2 protein-coding genes are annotated in these 4,020 nt (G+C 48.9%); both read left to right on the forward strand.

Annotated features, from left to right (window positions below; all coding sequences use genetic code 11):
* The first annotated feature begins 387 nt into the window (after positions 1-387).
* On the forward strand, positions 388-1,563 hold the full coding sequence (gene cofH, locus NG833_RS26805; protein WP_254568332.1) for a 7,8-didemethyl-8-hydroxy-5-deazariboflavin synthase subunit CofH: 1,176 nt from the start codon (positions 388-390) through the stop codon (positions 1,561-1,563).
* A 516-nt stretch (positions 1,564-2,079) separates the two neighbouring features.
* Complete coding sequence (locus NG833_RS26810) at positions 2,080-3,912, forward strand: DUF3352 domain-containing protein (protein ID WP_254568333.1); 1,833 nt, start codon at positions 2,080-2,082, stop codon at positions 3,910-3,912.
* Positions 3,913-4,020: the final 108 nt, after the last annotated feature.

The following is a 4,020-nucleotide window of genomic DNA, read 5'->3' on the forward strand; positions in this document are numbered from 1 at the left end:
CAAAAAATAAAACCTTCAAAAAACCCGCAGGCTCAAGCCTGGGGCTACACGGACAAAGCGGTGCCTGCGCGGGCTAAAAGAGCCTTGTTAGGTGCGATCGCATCAAAGCAAGGATGATTTATTTGTTGGAATCCCCTTAGGGAAATCCAAAAAATAAAATATCCCAAACGTTTGTAGTGACTCCTTTAGGAGTCATCTTTAAAGAAACCCCTGAAGGGGTTACTACGAATGTTTGAGTGATTTATATTTTGCAATTTTCTTGATGGAAATCAACCCCACCCTAGTGACTACTAAGACAATGAATTAGTTGAGTTAAACCTCCCCTTCTTATGGAATAGTATTTTTAAAAATGTTTAATTTTCATGTTTGTTGATTAACCTTAATGTCATGACTTTAAAAACCGTTGATTCTATTTTATCCCGTGCTTTAGCGGGAACCGATATTTCTCCAGCAGAAGCGGCTATCTTACTCCAGCAAACCAACCCAGAACAGGTGACTGCCATTGCCCAGGTTGCGGACGAACTCCGGCAGAAACAAGCGGGAAATTTGGTCACTTATGTAATTAACCGCAATATTAACTTTACGAACATCTGCGAGCAACATTGTAGTTTCTGTGCCTTTCGTCGCGATGCGGATGAAGACGGAGCATTTTGGCTTGATTGGGGAAAAATTCTCGAAAAAACTACGGATGCGGTGCAACGGGGAGCAACCGAAATTTGTATGCAGGGAGGCTTGCATTTGGAGGCTAAAATTGATGGAAAATCTTTGCCTTATTATTTGAAGCTGGTCAAAACAATTAAAGATGAATTTCCTGATTTACACTTGCACGCTTTTTCTCCCCAAGAAGTGCAGTTTATTGCCCGGGAAGACCAGATTACCTATGAGGAAACGATCGCCGCGTTGCAGGAGGCGGGAGTCGGTTCCATGCCGGGAACTGCTGCGGAAGTCTTGGACGATCGCATCCGCAATATTATTTGCCCGGAAAAAATTAATAGCGAAACCTGGCTAGAAATTGTCAGTACAGCCCATCGCTTAGGATTACCTACAACTAGCACGATGTTGTGCGGACATATTGAAACGCCGCAACAACAAATCGACCATTTGGAAAAATTGCGATCGCTCCAACAAACTGCCGGCGATCGCAACTATCCCGCCCAAATTACCGAATTTATTTTACTCCCCTTTGTTGGAGAACAAGCCCCCGCCCCCTTACGCCGTCGTGTCGGTCGAAATCAACCCATTCTCGCGAATACTTTGCTCCTAACTGCGGTTTCCCGGATCTTCCTAGGTAACTGGATTTCTAATCATCAACCGAGTTGGGTCAAACTGGGATTAGAGGGTGCAACAACAGCCCTCAACTGGGGATGCAATGATATTGGCGGCACGTTAATGGAAGAACATATTACGACAATGGCCGGGGCGAAAGGGGGAAGCTGTATGGAACCCGAAACCCTGCGATCGGCGATTACTGGAATTAACCGCCCTTACCAACAACGAGATACCCTCTATCACCCCATAACTGACCCAATTTGCTCTAAAAAAAAATCTAATTGCCCGATTTAAAAGTAGGAGTAGGGGTAGGGTGGGCATTGCCCACCGTAACTAAATGTGGGCATTGCCCACCCTACAATTGCTCTTAAAAAAATGTCACGAACCGAGTCCAAAGAAAATCACCCCGTTTAGGCTAAATCCGATGAAACCAACCGGAACTGAGTTGGACTCTAATCCCGTCTAGGGCGTCAGCATAGTAAGGGTTAAAACCAGGTTTTTTTGAAAAACCCTCTAACAATTTGCGGCTTTCTATGGGCGGTGAAACCGGGTTTTTGTTGGGTTTATTGAATACTGTACCCCCGGACAAAAGATTCACCCCAAGGATGTAAAATAGTTTCTGAAATTTTTACTTCAAAAAACAGAGGTTCCCTCCCGTTGATTATTCCCCTTGCTGATTGCGGTATCCCCCACCAGCAGGGGTGTGTCTCTGGACGGAACCCACATTTTTGAGAATTGGGTGAAGATACCCGAAAGAAAGTAACAGTTTGCGTTAAATTGTCAATTGCACTCCTGACGCTCGGTAACATCATGTCTGAGACTAACTCTGAGACCCAAGACACCAAAGAAACCCCAAAACTCAACCTGGAGAAACAGAAAGTTTCCATCGGGATCGCCGCCGTTGCTGCGGTCCTGTTAATCGGTGGCGCGATTACGGCATTCTGGTCGATCGCCCAAAAACGGCCTTTACCGGAGATTCCAGTGGGTGCCGAACTGATTCCTGAAGATGCTTTGATGACTGTTTCCCTGACTACCAATGCGGGACAGTGGCAAAGAATGCGCGAATTTGGCACCCCCGAAAGCCAACAGTTGCTGGATAATTACCTAATGCAATTGCGCGATCGCTACCTCACCGCCAATGGTTTCCAGTATGAACAAGACATTCAACCTTGGGTAGGGTCCGAAGTTACCCTGGGGTTTTTACCCCCCTTCCCAGTGAATGCCGCTGGGGAAGATAACGAAATAGTGCCACCTCCGGCAGCATTTTCCGGTCGCCAGTCTCTGCTGATGGTGTTACCGATCGCCAATCCCAGTCGCGCCAAGGAAATTCTAGAATCCGCCCAACCTCCACAAGGCGGCAGATGGGTCCCTCGGACTTACAAAAATATAGAAATTAAAGAAACCCAAGGGGTGCCGGATGAGAATCGCTTTTCAGTCACCGTCATCGATGGCAGCTATCTCGCGATCGCCAAGGATAGTGAAACCATCAACCGCGCCATCGACACCTTCCTCGGCGGACCCTCCATCGTCGATGCACCGGGTGCGATCGCTGCATGGCAAAAAATCGAAACCCCCCGACCCTTTGGCCGTTTTTATGTGAACGTCCCCGTCGCTGCGGCAGTTGCCTCCTTAAACTCCGATCGCGCTGTGCCTGAAGAAATTGCCCAGCAGCAACAAAACCAAGGATTCGCCACCAGTATCACCCTCCAACCCGAAGGCATTGCCTTTGATACCGTAGCATGGCTCAAACCGGATAGCGAACGGAAATATGCTGTCGAAAATAATGCCAAAACCATGACAACGCGCCTCCCTGCGGACACCTTAATGATGATGTCCGGAGGCAATTTACAGCGAGCTTGGCAAGATTATAGCCAAGGGGTGGCAACCAATCCCCTGGCACCGATTAATCCCGACTGGTTGAAAACGGCGATCGGCAACACCACCACCCTCGATTTAGAAAAAGACTTACTCCCCTGGATGCAGGGAGAATTTTCCCTGGCGATGTTGCCACCGGCAGAAAACAACTCCTCGTTTTTTCCCGTCGGGGTGGTATTAATGGTCCAAGCCAGCGATCGCCGTGCGGGGGAGGCGACTCTCTCTAAGCTGGATCGGGTCATGAGTGAACAATATAACTTTAAAGTTGAATCGGGCCAGATTGGCGAACAGCCTATTGTCAAATGGACGGCGCAAAATGGTTCCGTGAGCGTCAACCACGGGTGGTTAGATGGGAATGTCGCCTTTATCAGCGTTTTGGCCCCGGTTGCGGAGAGAATCGCCCCCAAACCGCAAACTCCCCTGGGGATGAGTCAGCAATTCCAAAGCGTGGTCCCGCTAGAGTTGACTCCTAACAACGGCCATTTTTTCATAGACATGGAACGTGCCCTCAATACCAATACTACCGCCTGGTTGCAACTGCCTCCCCAACAACAAATCGCCATTAATGCCATGCGCGCAGTCGGGGTGACTGCGGCAATTGAAAACCAACGCACCACTCGTTATCAAGTGTTTGTCGCGATGAAAAAAGCGGGTAGTCCCCAACCTCTCCCCGGTGTCACCCTTCCCAGCGCACCACCGACGACCCCATCTCCCGCGCCTGAAGCACAACCCACTCCGGAGGCAGAGACTCCCAGTACCCCAGAGTAAGGGAACTCCAAAAAATAAAATCTCCAAACCGTTCGTTCGTAGTGACGGATCAATGGAGTAGCTTCTCCATGTAGGGGCGCAATGCTTGCGCCCAAAAGAGGGCGCAAG

This window comes from Oscillatoria sp. HE19RPO, assembly GCF_024220515.1.
Classification (GTDB): domain Bacteria; phylum Cyanobacteriota; class Cyanobacteriia; order Cyanobacteriales; family Laspinemataceae; genus Laspinema.